This is a genomic window from Caulifigura coniformis (assembly GCF_007745175.1).
Lineage (GTDB): Bacteria > Planctomycetota > Planctomycetia > Planctomycetales > Planctomycetaceae > Caulifigura > Caulifigura coniformis.
On sequence record NZ_CP036271.1, the window covers coordinates 4,636,923 to 4,659,706 of the forward strand.

The following is a 22,784-nucleotide window of genomic DNA, read 5'->3' on the forward strand; positions in this document are numbered from 1 at the left end:
GCCACGCTTCACCGCGACACGACGGACTGCCCTGTCGTGACACGATCGCGGAGCACGAACTTCTGCGGAGCCGCCTTGAACTTGTCCCAGTTCTCTTTGGCTGCGAAGAGGTAGAACTGCCCCTGGTATTCACGAAGGAACTGGCCATCGACCATTTCCCGCTTCGTCTGCCAGACCACCGGGTCGTACCCGCGGTAAGCGAGGCCGAACCGCTCCGGCTCGGCGTCGAAGGCCGCCTTCTTCTCCTTGGAGGAGAAGTAGTAGGTGCGTCCGTCGAACGTCGACGAAAATTCCGGTTTCGCCGCGACGAACTTCCGGTCACGGAGTTCCATCACGCAGTAGCCTTTGAGCCCCGGAATGGCCGGACGCAACGGCGTGCCGGACATTGAAGACTTGGTCGCCATCGTCTGGGTCACCGGGCCTTCCGCCGATCCTTCAGGGGGCGGAGTGAGTTTCGGCACGGATTCTTCGAGCTGCGGCGGCTTCACTTCCTTGTCGTCCGGCGCCGGCGTTTCGCCAGGCGTCTTTTCCGGCTCGTCAGCAGGCGCGACCGGAGGCTCCGGCGAATGCATTGTCCACCCGGGAACCGTGCAGCACAGGCAGAGGCCTTCTTTGGCCGCCTCGCGGACGCGTTCGGAAGGCTCGACGAAGCAGCACGCGCCGTCTTTTTCGTAGGCGACTTTCGCCAGGGCGTTCAGCACCTTGGCGTTGCAGCACCCGCGGCAACAGTCGTAACGCTTCTCCTGCACTTCGTTCTTGCGCTTCGCGTCGCGGGCCTCGGCCTTGGCCGGACCTTTGGCGTCCTTGATCAACGCCCGCTGATGTTCCTTTGAGTGCTTTTCCGAGGCCGCCGCGATCTCCTTCTTGTTCTCGCAGGATTCGCACTCGCACTCGGTGTCGAGATTGGCACAGCCGCGGGTCAGCATCATCCGCAGGGCCATGACCGCTTCGTAGCGGACCTCCTCCTGCGGGTCCTCGTTCATCACCGCGATCAGCATCTCCTGGGCCTGCGGGTAGGTCGCGCAGTCAACCGTTCCCAGATAGGCTGCGGCGGCGACGCGATTCGGCGCATCGAGCTGCACCGCGCGAATGCCGGCCGCCATTCCCTTGAGCGAGTCGGTCGGCGCCCCGGCAAACGGCGGGCGCTGGAGCGGGTCGGTCCGGTTGAGCTTTTTCGCCAGTGCAACCGGGCGGGCGAGCAGCCAGTCGCAGAAGGTCGGCTTGATGTCCGGGCTGGCGAACTCCGGCGTCTGCGGAATCGGCGCCCCTTTGGGCGCCGGCGGTGCCGCAGGCGGTTTGGGTGCGGCCGCATCCTGCCCGAAGGAGGCGGTCGTCAGCGTGAGTGCAGTCGCAAAAGCGCCGCAGGTCCATCTGCGATAACGGGTGGCCATCATGGTCTCTACCCAACGCGCGGAATGAGGACAGTGTCACTTCGCGTATCGGGAAGAAAACTTCAGAATCGTCAAAGGTTTTCAGACGGGTGTTACAGCTTGCTCAGCCTGCGGCCCTGCGACTCAGTTGTGCAGATTAGGTCGACCCGTTTCCGGCGGAAGCTGCCGGCCAATTCCGCGAATCGCCGGGTCCCCCGCTCCGCAGCTCCGCCCCAGATGGAGACCACGCCTCCCCCTGTTCGTTGAATTCCGGCCTCCGCATCAATATGACTCACGTCGACTCGCTCACTTGTTGGCAACTTGGGCGAGGGGCAGAACTCATCGGAGGCGGCACGTGGATGTCAGCTTGCGGTCGCTCGTTGGGAAACTCAATGAGCCTTGTCGGCGATCACTCGAGAGTGCTGCAGGGCTCTGTCTTTCAAGGACAAATTACACCGTTGAAGTCGAGCACTGGCTGCAGAAACTGCTGGAACTGCCGGATACCGACGTCGCCGCCATCTTCAAACATTATGAAGTCGACCACAGCCGGCTTCAGGCCGCACTGACCAAGGCGATCGACGGATTCAAGACCGGCAATGCCCGACCGCCTGCTCTCTCTCCGCTGCTGGTCGACCTCGTTCGAGATGCGTGGGTGTTCGCTTCGATCGAGTACAACGAGACCGCTGTCCGCAGCGGACATCTGCTGCTCGCGGCGCTCACGAACACCAAGGTCAGCCAGCTCTTCCTCGGGAGCGTCAAGGACCTCGGGAAGCTCACGCCGGATGGCTTGTCCCGCGAACTGAAAGATGTCACCGCCGGCACGTCCGAAGATGTCGCCTCCGTGCAGGCGACGCAGTCGGCCACGTCGACGGGTGCCGCTCCAGCGGCCGGCAATCCCAAGACGCCGGCCCTCAACCAGTTCACCGTCGACCTGACGGAACGGGCCCGCAGCGGCGCGCTCGACAGCGTCTCCGGACGCGATTTCGAGATTCGGCAGCTCATCGACATCCTGATGCGCCGCCGGCAGAACAACCCCATTCTGACCGGCGAGGCCGGCGTAGGAAAAACGGCTGTCGTCGAAGGCTTCGCCCAGCGCATCGCTGCCGGCGATGTTCCGCCCCCGCTCCGCGGCGTGGCCGTCCGTTCGCTCGACCTCGGATTGCTACAGGCAGGCGCGGGCGTGAAAGGCGAATTCGAGAACCGGCTCAAATCGGTGATCCAGGAAGTCAAAGCCTCGCCCCAGCCGATCATCCTCTTCATCGACGAAGCCCATACGCTGATCGGAGCGGGAGGACAGGCAGGCCAGAATGATGCGGCCAACCTCCTCAAGCCGGCCCTGGCCCGTGGCGAGCTCCGCACGATCTGCGCGACGACCTGGTCGGAGTACAAGCAGTATTTCGAAAAGGACGCCGCCCTGACCCGACGGTTCCAGGTGGTGAAAGTCGAAGAGCCGGCCGAACGACAGGCCGAGATCATGCTGCAGGGCCTCGTGAAGATGCTCGAAAAGCATCACGGGCTCCGCATCCTCGATGAAGCGGTCGCCGCGGCCGTTAAGCTGTCGATGCGGTATATCACGGGGCGTCAGTTGCCGGACAAGGCGGTCAGTCTGCTCGACACGGCCGCCGCCCGCGTCGCCGTCGGACAATCGGCCACGCCGGCCGCCGTTGAAGACCTCGCCCGGCAGATCGAACAGGATGCGATGCGGCTCGAGATCCTCGAGCGGGAAGCCGCCGCAGGCGCCGACCACGCTGTCCGCATGGAAGAACTCAAGGCCGGCCGCGAGAAGGCGATCGAAGAACTCAAGCAGATGGAATCGCGATGGACGGCCGAGCGCGATCTCGTCACGAAGATCTGCGAACTGCGCGACCGCCTCGCCGGAACCCCCATCCAGAAGAAGGGCGGATCCGACGAGAAGGCGCCGCCCCCCACCCAGTTGGCGGAGTCGGAGAAACAGCAGTTGCGGGAAGAACTGACGACGCTGCAGGCCGAACTGAAAGGACTGCAGGGGGAGGCCCCTCTGGTCCAGCCCTGCGTGAACTTCGCCGCGATCGCGGAAGTCGTCTCAGCCTGGACCGGCATTCCAGTCGGCAAGATGCTGACGGATGAAATCCGGCTCGTCTCATCGCTCCATGAACGGATGACCGAACGGGTCATCGGCCAGAACCACGCGCTGACCGCCATCAGCCGCCGCATCCAGACGGCCCGCGCCAACCTGACCGACCCCAAACGGCCCATCGGCGTGTTCCTGCTCGTTGGCCCCAGCGGTGTCGGGAAAACCGAGACGGCGATGACGCTCGCCGAAATGCTCTACGGCGGTGAACGGAACATGGTCATCATCAACATGACCGAGTTCCAGCAGGGGCATACGACCTCAACCCTCATCGGCTCGGCCCCGGGGCTCGTCGGCTATGGCAAGGGGGGCAAACTGACGGAAGCCGTCCGCCGGCGGCCGTACTGCGTCGTCCTCCTCGACGAAATCGAAAAGGCGCACGACGACGTTCTCGAGCTGTTCTACCAGGTCTTCGACAAGGGGGTGCTCGAAGACGCGGAAGGCCGCGAGATCGATTTCAAGAACACGATCATCCTGTGCACCTCCAATGTCGGGTCCGAGTTGATCCAGTCGCTGTGCGCCGATCCCGACACCAAGCCCGATTCCGACAAGCTCGGCGAACTGCTCCGCCCGAAACTGCTGGAACGCTTCAAGCCCGCCTTCCTCGGACGCATGACCGTCGTCCCCTATTTCTCGCTGGGAGACGAGGTGCTCAAGAGCATCATCCGCCTGCAGCTCGGCCGCATCGGCGAGCGGCTCAAGGAAAACCACCGGGCGCAGCTGACGTTCCCGGACGCCGTCGTCGACCACATCGCCAGCCGGTGCAAGGAAACCGAAACCGGCGCCCGGAACGTCGATCACATCCTCACCGGCTCGGTGCTCCCCGACATCTCGCGTGAACTCCTCTCGCGTATGGCCGACGAGCGGTCGGTCGCCCGCGTGACCATCGATTTGGCCGAAAACAGCGGCTTCCGCTACGAGTTCGAGTAGCGGGCCAACTTTGTACGCAACTTCTCAGGGGAGCGGCCGACAATCCGGAGTGAAGCTCGCATCGACGATGACCACGCGATCCTCCCTCACGTTGTTTCGCGGCTTCGCGGTCCGAACACGTTGAAGTGCGAACATGCCCTCCGAATACACCGACAAGGCCCGTCTGCTGCTGTTCAAGGCCGACGGCAAGTCCGACCTGCTGCTGCCGACCAGCTTCACGGCCAGTGAGCAGATGTCCGGACTGTTCAACGTCCACGTCGACCTGCTCGTCACCGTCGACAAGGCCAGCCAGGTGAAAGCCGACCAGCTGCTCGGCAAGCGCATGTCGCTGCGGGTTTCGCTGGGAGACGACTACACCAAGGGCCCCTACCGCTATTTCGACGGAGTCTGCAACCGGTTCGCGGCCGTTGGCAAAGATCACCGCTTCCACTATTTCGAAGCCGACCTCGTTCCCTGGCTGTGGCTGCTCGAGAAGAAGGCCGACCTGCGTGTCTTCCAGGACAAGAACGTCCCCGACATCGTCGAGACGATTCTCAAGGAACTCCAGGGGGATTTCAGCGAGTTCAAGTTCGAGATTCGTGCCCAGCGGGGCAACTACAAGAAAATCGACTACTGCACGCAGTTCAAGGAATCGCACCTCTCCTTCATTTCGAGGCTGCTCGAAGAGGACGGCCTGTACTACTACTTCGAACACACCGACTCGGGCCACAAGCTGATCATCGACGACTCGCTCACGGCGGGCAATGACGTCCCCAACCAGGCGCAGGTCGCGCTCAGGGTCGAATCCGGTCCGGACGAATCGGGCAAGGACGCGGTCATGGAGTGGCGGGAAGAACGGGTCATCCATTCCGGAAAGTTCGCCGCCCGCGATTACCACCCGCAGCTCGCCCAGAACAAGATCGACTACTCCGGCGTCGCGCCCAAAACGGTGCTCGCCAAGAACGACAAGCTCGAAGTCTTTGAATGGCCCAGCGGCGGCGCCCTGCGCTATAACCTCCCTGACCAGCGGCTCGATGAAGTCAATTCACAGGGCTCGAAGCTGGTCGACCTCCGCGCCCAGGAATCGGAGGCATCGCATCACACCTTCTCCGGCGAGAGCCACTGCCGCGGCTTCGTGTCGGGCTACCGGTTCAGCCTCAAGCACGATTCCGGCAAGAAATACCTGCTGACCAGCATCCAGCACTCCGCCATCCAGGATGCCAGCTACATCACGGGCGAGGCCAGCCTCACCCCCTATCGCAACACCTTCACCGCGATTCCCGCGGACGTCCAGTACCGTCCCGAACGGAAAACGCCCAAGCCACTCGTCGAGGGGGTGCAGTCGGCCAGGGTCGTCGGCAAGCAGGGGGACGAGATCTACGTCGATAAATATGGCCGCGTCCGCGTCCAGTTCTTCTGGGACCGGAAAGGAAACAACGACGAAAAGAGCGCCTGCTGGGTCCGCGTCGCGCAGATCGCCGCCGGCAAGCGGTGGGGCGCCTCGTTCTGGCCCCGGATCGGCCAGGAAGTGATGGTCGCGTTTGTGGAAGGCGATCCCGATCAGCCTGTGATCGTGGGGACCGTCTACAACAACCAGCAGATGCCCCCCTACCTGGGGGACGGACCGGACGACAAGCACAAGGTCGATCCCAACATCAGCGGCATCAAGACGAACTCCACCAAGGGGGGCGACGGCTACAACGAGCTGCGTTTCGACGACACCAAGGACAAGGAGCAGGTCTTCATCCATGCCGAGAAAGACATGGATGTCCGGGTGAAGAGCACGCAGCGGACCCAGGTGGTCGGCGACCGTTACCTGATTGTTGGCGATGAAGGCAACAGCGAGGACGTTGGCTATTGCGAACAGCTGGTGCACAAGGAATGGCGGCTGAAGACCAAACAGCACAAGGTCGAGAAGGTCGAAGGCAACCAGTACCTCACAGTTGGAGTGGGAGAAGCGTCCGACGGAGGCAATCTGCATCAGTACGTCGAGAAGGATCACATGGAGCAGGTGGGAGGAAACCACCACACCAAAGTCGACGGCGACCGCTCGGAAAAGGTCGACGGTCACCTGTCCATGACGGCTGGCCGAATGGATACGAAAATCGAGCAATCGGCCGCGATGGAGGCCGGCCAGGTCCTGCACCTGAAGGGAATGACCGTCGTCATCGAGGCCGACATGCAGCTGTCGCTCAAGGTCGGCGGCAACTTCGTCGACATCTCGGTCGCCGGCGTCGCCATCAACGGCATGCCGATGACGTTGATCAACAGCGGCGGCGCGGCCGGGGCCGGCCCCGGCGTTCAGCCGGACAGTCCCCAGGAACCGATCAAGGCCGGCCAAAACAAACCTGACGACAGCGATTTCAAGAAAGCCGACGATTCCAAAACTGGCAGCAAGTCCTGCGATTGATCGATCGTCGATTCCGTCGCCCGATCCACGTCCGAACCCGTGAAATGTCCCAGTACCTGATCCTCGATGCCATTCGCGGCCCGCTTGAGGGGCAGTCATTCTCCATTCCCCTGGGGAGTTCACTGACCATCGGACGGTTGCCTGAGTGCGGCATCCCGATCACCCAGGATCCGACGGTTTCGCGGCAGCAATGCCGGATCGAGTTTCCGGGCCCCGACGCGCAGCTCGTTCATCTCAGTGTGACGAGCGACACCCTGGTGAACCGCTCCCCCGCCACGCGCACCGAGCTGCGCGGCGGCGACACGATCGAACTCGGCACGGGTAACCTGTTCAAGGTCCGGATGGACGACTCCGCCGCGCCACCATCGCCCAGGCCAGCCGCCAGTCCCATGAAACCGGCGGGAGGCGGCCACTACACGATGACGGCCGCCAGTTGCGGGTGGTCCCTGTACCAGTTTCCAGGCGGAATTCAGACGCCGCAGCAGCTGCTCGACCTGCTCGGAAAATCAGCGACGGTCCGCGCGATCGTCGATTTCCGGAAGACTGGCGTCCAGCCAACGGAAATCGATCCCGCCTGGGCGCCCCTCTTCTCATGGCTTTCCGTTGACCAGCAGCTGCAGTTCTCGCCAATGATCGTCAAGTCGTCAGGAGTCTCCGCAGAGCTTTTGCAGTCGGCGTGGGGAAAAGACGCGCTGGTGAGCGTCGGTTCGACGCTCGACGACGCAGAGTTCATGGAACACTGGCAGGCGATCAGCGGCGTTGAAAACGGTCAGCCGGGAAAGGCCCTGAGCATCTTTCACTGGCCGTCCCTGCTTCGGCTGGTTTTGACCTGCCAGCAGCCCGATCGCATGAATCCGGTGCTGTCGAAGCTGAGCTGGATTGCCGTCGAAGATTCCGAGGCGCCCGCGCAGCTCAGCCTGTTCGCGCCTTCCACATTTTCCGACGAGCTGGGAAAGCGGGGCTTCAGCCCCAGTTCCACGTCCGCCACCGTTGTCTCCCCTGGCAAGGACTGAATCGAGGGCGCACCATGCCTCCCGCAGCACGCATTTCCGACATGCACGTCTGCCCCATGCAGACGCCGGCTGTCGTACCCATACCGCACGTCGGTGGTCCGGTGTGCGCCGCATGTCCGAACGTGATGATCGAATTCCTGCCTGCCACACGCGTGGGGGACATGGCGATCTGCGTCGGACCGCCGGATGTCATCGCGATGGGATCATTCACCGTCATGATCGGCGGACAGCCGGCCGCGCGGATTGGCGACATGACGGCGCATGGTGGGTCGATCGTCATGTGCAGCCCGACGGTCATGATCGGCTGACGCAATCCACAGGAAGGGCTGAATTCCAGAATGCAGGGCTGGCAGGAACATCGGCGGAAAGACACACTCGCACGCAGGCGGATCGCCCGCAGCGATGCGCGGCCGCGATCCGCACACATCGCCGGAAGCATTCGTTCATGAACGCCGGAAAGCCACCTTCGCGCGATTGGCGAGCCCAGCCTCCAGCGCAGTCGGCCTATGCACGTGAGTGGCGAGGTGGCTCCGGCGAATCGAAATCCGGCCTGTCGAAAACCATGCGCGTCCGCCTGCTGGTGGTCGGCATCGTGGCCGTTGTCGCCGTCATCGGCCTCCTGCTTGCACCCATCGCCGATCGCGTCCCTCAAACACAAATTGTCGCCTTCGGCATCGGCTCCTATGGCGGTCGTGCCACGCCGACCGGCAACATGCCGGTCAACCCGTTCGGAAAGCGGGATGCCCAGGCGTTCGACAGCCTCGCCGAACAGTTCCCCGATCAGTTCCTGCCTGTCCGGCAGGAAGACAATGCACTCAGCGGCGCCCAGCTGCTCAGTTTTCTCGAACAGGAAGCACAGTCACCCGCGGTCGCAGGCCGCAACCTGATCGTGTTCTGCACGCTCCACGCACTGGTGCAGCCCTCGGGCGGCATCGAGCTGTTCGCGATTGATGCGACGCCCGATAGCCCCAGTTCCACCGGCGGCGCCATGGTCCCGCTCGACGATCTGGTCGAGCGGCTGCAGAGGAGTGTCGCCCGGCATGTCCTTCTCGCTCTCGATGTTTCGCGGCTGCAAAGCAACTGGCGGTCCGGAATCCTCACGAACGACGTCGTCGCGCAGGCGCAGTCCGCCGCGAACTCATCGACGTCGTCCACGCAGACGCCGGTGGCCATCCTGCTGGCGGCCTCACCCGGCCAGGCCAGCTGGCCGGCCGACATGCAGTCCGCGTTCGTGACGGCGCTGGTCGCAGGCCTCTCTGGTGAAGCCGACGGGGCCGTCGATGGCGGCTCACCCACTGCGAAGGGCGCGCAGGATCGCCGGGTGACGCTGCACGAACTTGCGGCGTTTGCCCGCACCCGCGTGGCGGCCCAGGTCTCCACACAGTTCGGCGCGCCGCAAACGGTCCAGTTAATAAAAGACACGACCGACTACCCGTTGGCCGTCGTGAATCCCCCCCGGCCTGCCCGTCCGGCCCCTTCCAAAGATCAGGCCAGCCCCGCAAAGCCTCCCGAGGCGACTGTCGCCACGACAAAGCCCGCAGCCGACGGCGACACGGAGCCGGGGAAAGCTCCCCCTCCCACTCCCCCCAAGCCCAGGCCGTTTGACTGGCAGGCGCGGCTCGCCGAAATGCGCGCCGCACGGGATGCCCTTCAGGAGAGCGGTCGGATCTCGGTCCTCCGCTCCCGGATGCCGTTTGCGTGGCGCGCGCTCGATGCGCAGCTCGAACTGGCCGAATCTTTGATCCAGGGAGGCCAGGCCGACCTCGCCCCCGATGTGGTTCAACGAGCCGATCTCCTCGAAAAGTCGCTCCTCGCGGGAAGCGCCACCTCGGCGGCCGACCTGGACGCCGCGCGTCGGGCTCTCGGATTCAGTCCCTCCAACGCGCCGCCTTCGCGCGAAGCGCTGGCCGCGGCCGCGAAATACCTGCAGAGTCTCGTCACGGCCCCCCCGCCGATGCCTGGCGTCGCCCCCCCTCCCGTGCTCCCGGCCGATCAGGTTCCGGACGCGTGGACGATCCAGACCTGGCTTCGTCAGCAGCTGCTCGCCGACCCGGGAAGTCGGGCGTGGCCGGAGTTGCGAAAGATCGTCTCGAAACTGGATGAGATCGGCGGCCTGCCGCCGACGGTGGAGGCGATGCTCGTCCGGAACGCGGTCCAGATGGACAACGCAGAAGCGCGGCTGGCGGCCGGGAATTCGCTCTCACGGCTCTTCACCCTCCGGGATCGCGCCCGGCGACTGGCCGTCGAGCGCACCACCGCCCTGCCACTCATACAGGACGACATCGCCTCGGTGCTCCATGCTCTGACGGCTGCCGAGCGCTGGATGCTGATCGTCGGCAGCGAGCGTCCTGAAACGACGCAATGGCTCGACCAGGCCGAATCGACACTGACCCGCTGTGAATCGATGGGACGGCAGTACGTCCAGACGCTCGCCGACTGGAACGACCTCCTGATCGAGCTTCCCGACTACGCGGCCTGGGTCGCATCGAGGGCGGGCGACGACCCGCGACGCGACCTCTCCGTGGAAAGCCTCAGAACCGTGGCCAGCATATGGGCCGATTCCGAGCGGAACAGGCAATGGGACGTTTCCTCGGTGGTCAGTCCGTGGCCCGACCGCCCGTCCCGCTGGACCGATCTCGAACGCAAGCTCCTCACGCTTTTCGTCGATGTCCAACGACTGAAACAGGCGCTGTTTCCGTCTGGCAATCGACCCGCCACGACCTCCGATGGTTCGTTCGGTTATCTCCTGTCCGAGATTGCCCTGCACCGCCGCGACTTCCAGGAGGAACTCTCCCGGGCCATTCCGCGGCTGGGAACGGCGGACAAGCCCACGCCGCAGGTCAAGCAGGACGCCCGCCGCCTGCTCGGATACGCCTGGCTGTCCAGTTCCGACCGCAAGCCGCTGGAAGCCCTGACAAAGCTGACTCCGCAGGGCGACGGCCTCGCCAGTCGCGATGTTGACAGGGACGGCGTCTGGCAGGGCTTCTGGGCCATCGCCGCCATGAGCCTGCTCTCACAGGATCCCGAGGACACGTCCCAGCTCTGGAAAGACTGGGATCGCCTGGCCGAGTTGTCGGGCAAGGCTGCGGGAACGAAGGGAGATGCCGAGCAGCTGGCATCCATCCGCCGCCGGGCCGAGCTGGGACGGTCGGTGCGCCTCACCTGGCGGAAGCTGCAGGATCGCGCAGGCGCCGTCAGAACTGATCAGCCAGCCTCAAAATGGGCCCTCATCGCCGCCACGCTCGATCCGACGGTCATCCCGGAAACCGATCCGGATCAGCGGCTGCTCGCCGAGGAATCGCGGCAGCTCAATGCCTGGCTCACTCTGTTCGCGTCCGACTGGAACCAGCGCCGCTGGAATACCCGCTTTGCCGGGACCGGCGCACAAACGCCGCCAACCGCGATGTGGGAACTGGCCGGCGCGACGCTTCCCGGCACGCCCCCGGTGGCTCCGACGCTCAACGAGATTCCGCCGCCGAAGTTCAATCCGGCCCGTGAAGGCACGCTCGAGATCTCGGCAGCCGCTCGAGGCAACCTGCCGACGCGGCTGTACCTCACCGGCAACCGCATTCGCCTGCGCGACGCTCCCGGTCAGAACCTCGCTGCCCAGGCCGTTGCGCGGCCCGCTGCCGCCGATGGCAAATGGGTCGTCGACCTGCTGCTCGATGCGGAGGTCGATGTCGCCCAGGACCTGCTTGTCGTTCTGGCGGATGACGAGGGGTTCCCCGTCGACTTCCGCCAGGTTCCACTGAGCCCGCCGTTCGATCCCAATGCCTGGCGCGTGGAACTCGTGGAACCAAAGACAGGCGTGCCGCTGCAGGCCTCGCCGACGACGAACCCGAAGGGGTTGAAAGTCTTCCTGCCGCCTAACGGGGAAATTGCCTTCAAAGCCGAACTCATTCGCCCCGTCAAAGAGAATACTCCGTCTGCAAGGCTGACGATCTTCCAGGTCGGCGAGTCGGGGCGCGCACCGATTGCGGAGAACATCGAGCTCAAGCTCGAAGCGGGTCAGGAGCGGACGACGATCGTCACTGATCTCCCTCCGCCCCCTCCTCCGGCCGCCGCGGGCGAGGCCAAGAATGCAGAGGCCCTTCCAGGTCCACTCGCCAACCTGGCGCTCGGTTGGGTCTTCGAGATCACCCCCGAAGGGCAGCAACCGATCGAGTTTGTGATTCGGCCGACGTTCTGGTCGGCGACGAAATTCGTCAACACTCCGCAGCCGGAGCTGCGGGACGATCGATTCGTGGCGGTCATCGAACGCGCCCCCGCAGCGAAGGACGACCTGCTGATTCCGGACAAGATTCCCGTCGAGATGCGGCTCCCTGCGTCGCTGCAGAATATCGTCACCGACTTCACGCTCGGCGGGCCGCTGGGAGCGGGACAGACGATGACCCTCTCGTTCAAGCTGCCTCCCGAGTGGCGTGACAGGGCCCGCCAGAACACGTGGGACATCGTCCTTGACGTCGCCGGGATCCCCCACGCCTACCGCTGGCGGCTCGATGCGTCAGGAACGCTCCCGCTCATCGGCGGGCAACCTCCGCAGGTAAATCCGCGCCTGCTCCTGGCGACGGAACCGAAGGCGCCGCCCCGGCTGGCCCCCATCGTCCGACGAGGCCAGGAACCGCTCCACCTGCTCTTCGAAGTCGACGCGGCGACGCTCGATCGAACGGAAGGAAACGGCGACTGGACGCTCTCCTACAAGGTCGTGCGGGAAACGGATGATGGAGTCGAAGCGACTCCCCTGCAGCATTCCTGGCGACTGTTTTCCTCGCTCAACCGGCACGTCTATCTGAACGGCGTTCAACGAGGCGTGTGGAAGGTCACCACCGCCGCCAACGACTACGAAACGATCGAGCCGGCCTCGGAAATCCGCGGTCTGGCCGGGCGGTTCCGCCTCAACGCGCAGCTCACGCAGGCGGACGATCCTCAGACTCCCGTCGCCTCGGCGGCGCTCCGGTTCGCCGTCGACGACGATCAGCCGCCCGACCTCGCCGTCAAAGGCCTGACCACCGATGCCCGCCTGATTACGCTCGATCTGCCATTCCGCATCGAATCGACCGATCTCGAATCTGGAATCGAAAAGCTGGCCTACGGATTTGACGCCAACGCCGACAAGATCCTGCAGCCGGAGGAAATCTACGAAAACCGCGCGCTCATTGGCTTCGATAACCCGACGGTCGCCTGGCCAGTCGTCGTTCCGAAATCCCGGCTGCCGAAGCTCGAGAAGGACGAAGAGACCCGGCGGCTGCTGGTCCAGGCAACGAATTCGGCCGGCATCGTGACGGCCAGGGACTTCAACGTCACGTTCAAAAAGCCGGTGGTTGTGGTCCCGGTGAAGGCGACAAAAGGCAAACTGGTCGTCAACCTGCAGATCTCCCGCGGCGGAAAGGCAACCGTCCAGATCACCGGGCCTGACGCGCGGCTTGAACAGGTTTCCGGCGAGAGCATCACCTTCAGCGATCTCTCTCCCGGGCAGTACCAGATCTCGGTCAACGTCAACTACGCGGTCATCGGGCGGAAAGAAAAAGGCGAAGCGAAAGTCGACGTGAAAGCCGGCCAGACGACCACGGCGGCGGTTCCATTGTCGCAGGCGAAATAGACAGGGGAGTGAGCGTGAGGGACGATCATTTGGCTCGGGTGGGAGGCGGTCGGGCATGTCGCTGATGCGGTTGATGAGCTTTTCGCGAACGCTGAACGCCGCTCACAACGTCGTGCGGGGGATGCTCCGCTGGCTGGGCCTGATTTTCGGCATTATCCCGCGCGGCGGACGCGTCTCGCCCGCGCTCTATCGCGGCATTCACTACGCGATCATCATCGCGGTCACCGTCGTCCTCGCGATCTACAGCCCGCGACTCGTCCCCGAGTCACGCGTCCCGATCTCCAACTGGTTCGTACAGCGGTTCTACGTCGCGATCCAGTTCCTCTTGTTTTATCTCTTCGTCCGGTTGCTGATCGCCGCGATCCAGTTGCTGCTCGCGAAGGATGTCTCCGAATTCGAAGACATCGATCGCGCCTGGGAAGCAGGCCTCGACGCCCTGGCCCGTGAAGGCTTCGACCTTCACTGGCTCCCCGTGTTCCTCGTCGCCGGAACCACGCCCCAGCAGCGCAAGAGCCTCTTCGAAAGCACGCGGATGCAGTGGAAGGTCACTCCGTCCGACGACCCCGCCGCCGCGGCCCTGTCCTTCTACGCCTGCGACGAAGCCGTCTTCATCTGCCTCGACGATGTGGGCGCCATGTCCCGCCAGTTGAGCAAGCCCGCGATCAGTCGGGCCGTCCAGACGGGATCGACGACCTCCGACTATGGCCCGCAGGCGACGCTTCGTCCCGGCGCCATCCAGGCCGCCGCCCAGCAGACGCGCCGCCCCGAACAACTCCAGACCGGCGACAAAACTCTCGCGCCCGGTGCCATCCAGCAGGCCGCGGCCGGAGCCACGATGTCGCCCCCCCGGGCCGCGCGATTCGGCGAAACGATCCGGCCCGGCGAAGTTGCCTCGGCCGTTGCATCCACCGCAGTCCGGCCCGTCCCCCTGGAAAAGCTCAGCCAGGAAGAACTGCGCCTCGCGCGCCGCCGGGTCAGCCACTTCTGTTCGCGCCTCACGGCCGACCGCAGCCCGTACTGCCCGGTCAACGGCCTGCTCTATGTCCTTCCCATCCGCTGGACTCAGAGTCAGTCGCACGAGCCGCTTTTCGCCTCCGCCGCCGAAGACGTCCAGACACTCCACCTGCAATTGCACCAGCAGTTCCCGGTTGTCTGCCTGCATGCCGGCCTGGAAGACCTCACCGGTCTGACGCAGTTCATCGAACGCGGACGCGAACTCGATTCCCGGTTCAAAGACTCCCGGGCCGGCTCCCGTTTCCCGGCCGGCCTTCGCGTCGATGACAAGTCGACCGACTGGGTGGTCGACCGCGGCATCACCTGGTTTCGTGACTGGGTCTATGCCGAGTTCGCCAAACAGTTGGCCAATCCCACAAACCGTCAGCTGTATCAATTCCTCTGCACACTCACCGAACGCCGCGCCCGGCTGTCACGCGAACTCAGAACCGTCATGGGCGAATTGCGGCTCTCCCAGCCGGTTCGGCTCAGCGGATATTACTTTGCGGCGACGGGCGACGAGGCGGCCCGGCAGGGGTTTGTGCATGGCGTCATGCAGCGTCTGATGAGTGAACAGAACGACGTCGCCTGGTCGCAAGAATGGCGTTCAAGGAACCGACGTGCGGCCGCAGTCACCTTCTGCCTGCTGGTCGTCACGCTGGCCGTGCTGGCCGGCGATGCTTACCTCGGCTGGCGGATCTGGCAGCATGCCGCATCGGCGATGCGCGGATAGCTCACGGAGAATCGATCGACATGGCGTCTGGTGCAGGTCCATCGTGGCGCGGATCGGAGCCGACTCCTGGCCGCGGCAACGCACAATCCTGGCGACGCCCAGGCACGCCGGCGGCATCGGCCGCCTGGCCCGTCCGGGGGCGCTGGATTCGTGCCGTCGGTGGCCTGATCTCCACTGCCATCGCCATCGCCGCAATTGCAACGTTCATCTTTCTCGTCTTCGTCCCCGGCTGCTCAGAGACGCAGTTCGCCGTCCTGGCCCCCGCGCCTTACAACAACGCCGCCCTGCCCCCCTCCCCCTTCTCACAGCAGGATCGTGAAGCGTTTCGGGCCGACCTCAATGCCGCCAGCCTCCCCGAGCAGCTCTCTCCCTCTTCCTCCGCCGACGCAGCCTCCTCCTCGAAGCAGGGGCCGCTGTTCATCTATGTCTCGGCCATGGCCGGGCGGACGGGCTCGGGGGTCGTCCTGTACACGATGGATTCCGGTCCGGACGACGCAGACGGGACGATCCCCATTGAACACTTGTGGAAGTATCTCGCGGCCACGCCGGCGGAACGGAAAAAAATCGTCGCGATCGACATCGCCCGCGGACCGGTCGACGAACGCTGGGGACTGTTCATCAGACCGACCGTCGGCGTCCCGGATGGTTCCGGAAGCCTCCAGCTCACTGAAGAGGCCGCCGCGATCCCCAACCTCGCGGTCATCACGTCCGCGGCCCCGGGCGAGCTCAGCTGGTCGAGTCCCGCGTTTGCCCGGTCCGTCTTTGCACAGTTCCTAGTCCGCGCGCTGAAGGGCGATGCCGATGGCGCGGCGGGTGAGCCGCGCGACTACCGCGTCAGCCTCGAAGAAGTCCACGCCTTCCTCCTGAAGCATGTCAATCACTGGGTGCTTCAGAATCGCGACACGCGAGGGCAGCACCCCCTGCTCCTGTTCTCAAAGCAGGCCGATTCACTGAAGAAAACCGTGCTGTTTGAAGTTCATGGCCGCCCGACCCCGACCGGCGACGACGTGGCCCGTCAGGTGGACGGCGCCCTGCTGAAGCGTCTCGAGGCTCTGTGGGATGCGCGCGACCAATGGGCCCCGCGGACTCCGGCGCAGAACACCCCGCTGGAGTGGCAGAAGTTCCATGAGCACCTCCGCCGCGCCGAGCAATGGCGACTCGCCGGGCAGCTGGAAGGCATGACTCCCCATCTCGATGAAGCCGAATCGGCGCTGCGTGACCTGACGGCCGCAGCGTCAAGGAACCCCGCCGCAGGGCTGCCTCCGTTCCTCGCCGCCGGTCTCTCTCGCCGCGGAACGTTCGCCCCCTCGGTCACCGATCCGCCGCTTCCGGAAGTGCAGCTCGAAGCGGCCCTGAAATCCCAGGCGCCGCAACCGGTGTCAGGAGACGCCCGCGCCGCGGCCGTCGCGCTGAGGGCCAGCGCGGAACAGGCCGCCTGGCAAACCTATCGCGCCGGCCTGTGGACGGGCGGACTTCTGCCCGCCGCCGATCGCGACCGCCGCATTGCGGAAGACCTGCTGTTCGTTGGGAATGCCGCCGACCTCGACCGTGCCCGGCTGCTGCGCGGCTCCGCCAGCGAGCGTCTCGACGCCCATTCAGAAATTGTGCGCGAGCTTTCAACCGCCCACGCTCTCCACTCCCGGCTCCTCTCGGAGCTTCCCGCGCTCGCCGCCTGGGCGGCGGAGCGCATGCCCGTCGAAAGCCTGGCATCGAAATCGACAGAGTCCCGCCGCGCCCGCCTGATGAACGATTACGCCCAGGGCATTGATGAGTCGCGGTTCCGCCCCCCGTCTCTGTCCGACCAGCGACGCCTTCCTGATTCTTCGGACGACGCCAGCCTGCAGCAGACCGAGACCGACCTCCTCCTCCTGTTCGAACAGACGCGCCAACTGGGCCGCCTGCTTGACCGCGAACTCGCGGCCAACTCCGATTTCGCCAGCGACCAGGGTTGGAAATCCGAGCTTCAGACACTCCGGCAGCAGCTGACGGATCCCGATCGCGGCCTCGATGGTCTCCAGGCGCGCCTTCTTCGCCACGCGAAAGGCCTCATCGGGGCGACCGTGACCGACCTCCCGGGCGGTACAAGCACCGGCGCCGGGCAGCCACAGTATTTCCACTGGCTCCGGTTACGAAACGCCCTCCAGTGGAACGGCCTCCCCGCAGACCTCCGCCGATCGCTGTTCACCGATCTCGAACAGAGCGACCGGACCCTGCACGTCAATTCGCAGAAGGTCCCCGTCGGAGAACCCACCCCCTGGAACGGGGATGACTGGACCGGCGTCGATGGCTGCTGGCGGTCACTCTGGGCCCTGCAGACCGTCTCACTGGGTCTCGCAGATGCCTCAATGCACGAGCACTGGGTCGACTGGAAAAACGCCGTCGTTGATCCGGCCAAGCAGATCAACCTGCTGGTCAACCTCGGGCAGTCGGTCCGCCAGGAGTATCGCCAGCGTGTCGAACGGGCCCAGCCCAGCCTGGCAAACGCCGCAAGCTTGAAGGAGGCCGAAGGCATCCTCCTCGCGGCCGTTCGTGCGGAACGAACGTTCCACGGCGACGATGCCGTTCTTTTGACCGGAGAACGCGACCCTCTGCGAAGCCTCCAGCGATTCGACCTCGCGGCAACCTGCCTCGAACAGGCAGGACGTTATGCCGACGACTTCTGGGGCACTGATGGCGAAAAGAACCGCGAACCCTGGTTTGCACTGGCCTCGGGCCAATGCCTGCAGGCGGCCGGTCGCCTGTCGGAATCCCTGGCCGTACCGGCGCTGGCAACGGCCCGCGCGGAGGCCGCCCAGCGCCTGGAAAACCGTCGGCTCGGAAAGCTCGAGCTCGCGCTGCCATCAGAGAAAGTCGACCTGACCCTCACGAGCCAGCGCCCGACCTCCGTCACCGTCGAGCGCAACGACAAGGTCCCTCCCGGCGTGGCAGCAGTCTGGCTCATCTCCGATCCCGCCACGGGCCTCGACGCCGTTCCCCCCACACGACTGGGCGTCGAACAATCCCCCGCCACGACCGACTGGACCATCCGCAAGCAGCAGGCGATTCCCTCGGGCCCCTGCGGCGATGTGGCCATGCGTCCCAGGCTCTATTTCCGTGGACGATTCTGGGATCACGAAGAACAGCTCCTGCGGATCAATCCCTGTCCGCCCGACTCGCTCGATTTCGAGTACCTGCCGCACGCTCCCACGGGGCAGGTCGTCGTCTTCGGAGCGGATCGGCGCGACACCATTTTCATTCTCGATTGCTCGCTCAGCATGGCGGATCCGATGGATCCGAAGAACAAGCAGGGGGAAACGAGGTTCCAGGCGGCCCGCAAGGCGCTGAGCGATGCGCTGCGGGTGCTCCGCGACAGCCCGACCGTCGGTGAGCAGCGCGACCCGTATGTCGTCGGCCTCATGGCCTACGGACATCGCGCCCGTACGAAGGGGGGCGACTACCTGAAAACCGAAACGAACCCCGACTGGAAGTCCGCGATTCCAGCCGCCGTCAGCGACGACTGGCGCAATGATTTCGAGCTGCTCACCTCCCCCTCGCGCCTGGTGGACGACCGTTACCAGCAGATGATCCAGCAGATCGGGACGCTTCAGCCCTATGGACAGACCCCGCTTCTGGGCGCGATCAGCTTTGCGTCAAGAACTCTCCTCGAGCGTCAACGCGGCGGCGTGGTCGTGGCCATCACCGACGGGGCCTACAACGACGAGAAACGCGAAGGCCCTCGATTCAAGGCCCTGCAGGACCTGCTCCAGAATCATCCGGAACTCTCCCTGCACGTTGTGGCATTTGGCGTCGAACAGAAGCTCGAACTCGACCTGCTGACTGACCTCGCCACGAAAACCCAGGGGCAGTTCTACTCCGCGCCGACCGGCGGTGATCTCGCGCGGACCATCGGAACCGTGATGAAGCCCCGGCAGTACTCCCTCGCCCGCAGCGTCGAGCCGCGCGAAGAACAGTTCGCCGATCTGGGGAGCCCCATCGTGAATCGCCCTCCGCGATCATACGAAGTGCGGTTCCCCGGGCTGGCGAGTTCCACGGTCACCCTCTACGGCGGCGAACAGCTCCAGTTTGATCTCGATTTCGTCTCCAGCCAGCTTCGTCCGCGCCGCCCTCCGCTGCTCCTGTTCCGCAGGGCTGCGAACTCGGAAACCTTCGCTCCAACCGAACCGACGCGCTTCGGCTACCTGCGGGCCGACTACGACGGCGCCCGAAAGGTCGCCACACTGGAACTCGGCATGGACCGGGACGACCTTCTGGGCGCGATCGACCGTCCTGCCGAAATCCGGCTCGACATCGTCTCCCGCGCCGCGCGTCAGAACACCTCCCGCTCGTGGAAGCTCTCTCCCGACCGATCGATTCCGGCCTGGCAGGTCGAACTGAAAGCCTGGGAGGCCGACGCCCAGCCCGAGATCCAGGCGATCTGGAAAATGACGCGGACTCCCCCCGATCAGCAGGTCCCCTTCTCCAAGCTGATCGGTGGTCCCCAGCAGCTGAGCCTCCCGGGTTGGCCCGAGAAAGCCCTGGTCGCCGTGGCGGAACGTCAGCCGGGCAAGGTGCTGGTTCGACTTCAGGCTGACCGCCAGGCCGCGACGGGCGACGTCGCCGGCGTGCGCGTGGAACTGGGACGTGAATCCATGGTGGAAAAGGTCTTTCTCCCCATGGCGCTTCCCTGGCGGAGCAGGCTCTTCGAAACCGAGCGGCAGATCACCTACGAGTTCGACGTGGGAGATGGCGATCTCGACGACCTGCGGATTTCGTTCACGTCGTCGGATTCGCTCGATCGAGACGCCCGGCGGCTGCAGACCCCGCTCGTGATCGAGAAATGGGACCGCGAGCTGTGAGCCTCGAATAAGCCGCTACTTCGCTCGTGTAACACTTCACACGTCCGTACGCCTGGAACGACATGTTCCAGCCGCCTCATCAGCAGCTCGTCGCATCGCCCGCCTGCTCCAGAGGGCGATCCCCCGCACGCCTCACCCGCTGGGAAAGCGACAGCGGCGGTGACGCAAAGCGGCTTTTGAATCAGAAGGTGAGCCCTGTATCATCGACCGAGGGTGGACGAATGATCCGCTCTCGCCCGTGGCCGTCTGCAGCCTCGACCGCGGCCTCCTGGTCCTCAACTCCAGAATTTGACGCCGATCTCATGACCACCGGCGAGCTGAATGCTGATGACCTTGAAGGACTGGTCGGCCGCGAGCTCGACGGACGTTACCTCCTCGACCAGTTCATCGACCGTGGCGGCTTCGGGGTCGTCTACCGCGGTATCGACAAGAAGTTCAACAGCTCTGTCGCTGTCAAAGTCGGGCTCTCCTATCGGGAGTTCATGAAAGAGGCGAAGCTCGCCGCCGAGGTCCGGCACGACAACATCGTCCAGGTCAGCGACTACGGCAACGATCACGGTCTCGCGTACCTGGTGATGGAGTTCCTGCAGGGCGACGACCTCGAAAAACTGTTCAAGGAGCAGGGACACCGGCTCACGAACGAGCAGTTGCGGAAGCTGGTGGCCGAGGTTGGCGACGCGCTGTCCCACGCCCATTCCGACCAGTTGATTCACCGCGACCTGAAGCCCCGCAATATCATCCTGAAAACCAGCCGGAACCGCACCGGGTCGTCGTCCCATCCGGCCCGGTTCGTCCTGCTCGATTTCGGAATCGCCGCCAAGCTCGATGCCAAGGGAACCCAGCGCAACCGCACGCAGGATGGAGCGGGCACCGTGGAGTACATGGCGCCCGAACTTCTGCGAACCTCCCCCGTCGCCACGGTCGCCTCCGATATCTACGCCTTCGGCGTCATCCTCTACCAGATGATGACCGGCCGCGTTCCCTTTCAGCAGTGCGACAATTCGCACATGGCGCTGGCGGAATGCCTGAATGCAATCGCCCATCAGCTCCCGGCCCCGTTCTCGGAAGTCGCCCCCGACCGCAAATACCCCGCGGCCGCGGAAGCGGTCGTCATGCAGTGCCTCGAAAAGGAAGCGGCGAAGCGTCCCGCGACCATGTCCGAGGTGCGCGACCAGTTCCTGAGAGCGATGGAGCCGGCCCCGGCGGCCGCCTCGTCCCGGCCCCGCGATCTGTCGCAGACGCTTCGCCCGGGCGAACTGGACGACACCGCCCCCACGCCCGATCAGAGGCTCGATTCCTGGAATCCTGAACGGCAGCGGTCGTCCGGTGGAACGCGCTGGCCGTGGATCGTTGCCGCGCTCGCACTCCTCGCAGTGGCCGTGTTCGGACTCACGCGTCCGGGTCAGCCCTCCCTCACCTTCGAGACCACTTCGACGTTGTCGTCCGTCAAGGGAGCGGAAATCGCCCCTCTCGACGGTCAGCCGCTGGAACTCGTCGCCGGCGAACGGTTGACCGTCGCCTTCGAAGTCCTCGATGTGCCCCGCGACGCGACGCTGAAATTTGATGTGCCCGAGGCCCCCGCAGGAGTCGTCGTGAAGGAAGAGGCCGCAACCGGATCGTCGCGGACGTACTCCATCGTCATTGACGATCCGAACCAGGGCCCGGCGCCCCCTCTCGCAGTGGTCTTCAAGGCGACCGCATCCCATCTGTCCAACCCGTTCGAACAGCGGCTCGAGCTCAACCCCCTCCGTCCAAAGGCCTGGCTTCCCGATTCCCTTCGCAGCCTGGGCTACCGGGAAGCCTCCGATTCGCGGCTCTGCCGGATTGGAAACGAAGTCTTCTCCACCGTTCTCGAGCGGCGCGTCGGCGCGGAAACCGTTCGGATGCTGCTCGTTCCCGAAACGGAAATCAACGACCGTCGCATCCGGACCTTCTACGTCATGGAGCGGCTCGTTTCCAAAGCCCAGTTCCAGGCGTTCGCCGCTGCAACGCCCGACTACCAGCTGGCAAGCCGATCGACTGACGAGAGGAAATGGGAGTCCGGACCGGAAGGCCCGGTGACCGATATCTACGTCCTCGAGGCGCAGCGGTTCGCTCGCTGGCTCGCCGGCCCGTCAGGGTCGCTCCCCGCCACCTCCGAATGGGAGCTCGCGGCAGGCTACTACGCCTTCCAGCAGCTGCTGGAAGCCCGCGGCGAACTCACTCCCGACGCCATTCAGCAGATCACGCGAATGCGGAGGACCGATCCGCTGCTCGGTGCGGAGTCGTGGGTCGGGAAAGGCCCCTCGCTCGGCGAGTTCAATCCCGCGCAAGGCTCCTCCTGCAAAGGGTGCTCTCCCTATGGACTGAAGTTCGACAGGCTCGCCAGCGGCACGCTGCCGGCCGAAATGACGTCGACCCTCGTCAGCTTCACGTCCGCCGAAGCCGACCTCAAGGCCCTGAACCGGAATGACGTTCCCAGAGCAACGGACAAGGCGCTCCGCGACGGTCTCTACTCGGCCCGTCTGAGAGGTTTCCCCATGATGGGCGAATCCCCCGAAGAGCTGTGGGTCAAGAACGTCTCCGGCGGCCAGGCCCTGCGATCCCAGGAAGATCTCGACGGCATCGGAACACTCGTCCTGCTCCCCGAGCACGGAATCGGATTCGATTCCTACATCGGCTTCCGGGTCGTCATCTCCACGGAAGGAGCCGGCTCCGCAACGGCCTCCCGCGAATTCTCCGCCGGCCGGAATTTTGTCCGCAATTGACGCAACTTTCCCCGCCGCAATCAGACAATCTCCGAAGGAGAATGACGGATTGTTCTCGGAGGATT

9 protein-coding genes are annotated in these 22,784 nt (G+C 64.7%); 7 read left to right on the top strand and 2 right to left on the bottom strand.

The window, feature by feature from the left end:
• Positions 1-8: 8 nt before the first annotated feature.
• Positions 9-1,394 (bottom strand): eL24 family ribosomal protein, encoded by a 1,386-nt coding sequence (locus Pan44_RS18710; protein ID WP_145032099.1) that lies wholly within the window; start codon positions 1,392-1,394, stop codon positions 9-11.
• Between the two features lie 331 nt (positions 1,395-1,725).
• Here Pan44_RS18710 and tssH point away from each other — a divergent pair, with 331 nt between their 5' ends.
• From tssH to Pan44_RS18740, 6 genes are all read left to right on the top strand, one after another.
• Positions 1,726-4,410: a type VI secretion system ATPase TssH gene (gene tssH, locus Pan44_RS18715; protein WP_145032103.1), complete on the top strand. Its 2,685-nt coding sequence runs from the start codon at positions 1,726-1,728 to the stop codon at positions 4,408-4,410.
• Positions 4,411-4,543: 133 nt separating this feature from the next.
• On the top strand, positions 4,544-6,799 hold the full coding sequence (locus Pan44_RS18720) for a type VI secretion system Vgr family protein (RefSeq protein WP_145032107.1): 2,256 nt from the start codon (positions 4,544-4,546) through the stop codon (positions 6,797-6,799).
• 44 nt (positions 6,800-6,843) lie between these two features.
• Positions 6,844-7,812: an FHA domain-containing protein gene (locus Pan44_RS18725; RefSeq protein WP_145032110.1), complete on the top strand. Its 969-nt coding sequence runs from the start codon at positions 6,844-6,846 to the stop codon at positions 7,810-7,812.
• Between the two features lie 14 nt (positions 7,813-7,826).
• Positions 7,827-8,120: a PAAR domain-containing protein gene (locus Pan44_RS18730; protein WP_145032113.1), complete on the top strand. Its 294-nt coding sequence runs from the start codon at positions 7,827-7,829 to the stop codon at positions 8,118-8,120.
• Positions 8,121-8,374: 254 nt separating this feature from the next.
• Positions 8,375-13,411: a hypothetical protein gene (locus tag Pan44_RS18735; RefSeq protein WP_231754096.1), complete on the top strand. Its 5,037-nt coding sequence runs from the start codon at positions 8,375-8,377 to the stop codon at positions 13,409-13,411.
• Between the two features lie 73 nt (positions 13,412-13,484).
• Positions 13,485-15,137 (top strand): type VI secretion protein IcmF/TssM N-terminal domain-containing protein, encoded by a 1,653-nt coding sequence (locus Pan44_RS18740; RefSeq protein ID WP_197453456.1) that lies wholly within the window; start codon positions 13,485-13,487, stop codon positions 15,135-15,137.
• 336 nt (positions 15,138-15,473) lie between these two features.
• Here Pan44_RS18740 and Pan44_RS28355 read toward each other — a convergent pair whose 3' ends face one another.
• Positions 15,474-15,527, bottom strand: a complete 54-nt coding sequence (locus tag Pan44_RS28355; RefSeq protein WP_390620648.1) for a hypothetical protein — start codon at positions 15,525-15,527, stop codon at positions 15,474-15,476.
• A 4,666-nt stretch (positions 15,528-20,193) separates the two neighbouring features.
• Between Pan44_RS28355 and Pan44_RS18750 the strand changes: the two genes are divergently transcribed.
• Positions 20,194-22,719: a serine/threonine-protein kinase gene (locus Pan44_RS18750; protein WP_197453458.1), complete on the top strand. Its 2,526-nt coding sequence runs from the start codon at positions 20,194-20,196 to the stop codon at positions 22,717-22,719.
• Positions 22,720-22,784 lie beyond the last annotated feature (65 nt).

Bases quoted from the DNA above. Each gene is read 5' to 3' on its own strand.
- Pan44_RS18710 (WP_145032099.1), bottom strand. From the start codon at position 1,394: ATGATGGCCACCCGTTATCGCAGATGGACCTGCGGCGCTTTTGCGACT.
- Pan44_RS18720 (WP_145032107.1), top strand. From the start codon at position 4,544: ATGCCCTCCGAATACACCGACAAGGCCCGTCTGCTGCTGTTCAAGGCC.
- Pan44_RS18725 (WP_145032110.1), top strand. From the start codon at position 6,844: ATGTCCCAGTACCTGATCCTCGATGCCATTCGCGGCCCGCTTGAGGGG.
- Pan44_RS18730 (WP_145032113.1), top strand. From the start codon at position 7,827: ATGCCTCCCGCAGCACGCATTTCCGACATGCACGTCTGCCCCATGCAG.
- Pan44_RS18735 (WP_231754096.1), top strand. From the start codon at position 8,375: ATGCGCGTCCGCCTGCTGGTGGTCGGCATCGTGGCCGTTGTCGCCGTC.
- Pan44_RS18740 (WP_197453456.1), top strand. From the start codon at position 13,485: ATGAGCTTTTCGCGAACGCTGAACGCCGCTCACAACGTCGTGCGGGGG.
- Pan44_RS18750 (WP_197453458.1), top strand. From the start codon at position 20,194: ATGATCCGCTCTCGCCCGTGGCCGTCTGCAGCCTCGACCGCGGCCTCC.